Source organism: Streptococcus oralis (assembly GCF_001579175.1).
GTDB classification, from domain to species: domain Bacteria; phylum Bacillota; class Bacilli; order Lactobacillales; family Streptococcaceae; genus Streptococcus; species Streptococcus oralis_O.
On sequence record NZ_KQ970759.1, the window covers coordinates 339,765 to 340,282 of the forward strand.

The 518-nt window shown below is 44.0% G+C and carries 1 protein-coding gene; it reads left to right on the forward strand.

Annotated features, from left to right (window positions below; translation table 11 throughout):
* The coding region (locus SORDD24_RS01715) for a superoxide dismutase (protein ID WP_061407868.1) at window positions 1-517 on the forward strand (517 nt) is incomplete at its 5' end.
* Window position 518 lies beyond the last annotated feature (1 nt).

Genomic DNA, 518 nt, shown 5'->3' on the forward strand with positions numbered 1-518 from the left:
ACACCATCAAACTTATGTCAACAATGCGAATGCTGCTCTTGAAAAACACCCTGAAATCGGTGAAGACCTTGAAGCTTTGCTTGCTGATGTAGAATCTATCCCAGCTGATATCCGCCAAGCGCTTATCAACAATGGTGGTGGACACTTGAACCACGCTCTTTTCTGGGAATTGATGACTCCTGAAAAGACTGCTCCTTCAGCAGAACTTGCAGCAGCAATCGATGCAACATTTGGTTCATTTGAAGAGTTCCAAGCAGCATTTACTGCGGCAGCAACAACACGTTTCGGTTCTGGATGGGCATGGTTGGTTGTTAACAAAGAAGGGAAACTTGAAGTGACTTCAACAGCAAACCAAGATACACCAATCTCAGAAGGTAAAAAACCAATCTTGGGCTTGGACGTTTGGGAACATGCTTACTACGTGAAATACCGCAACGTGCGTCCTGACTACATCAAAGCTTTCTTCTCAGTGATTAACTGGAACAAAGTAGACGAGCTTTACGCAGCAGCTAAATAAT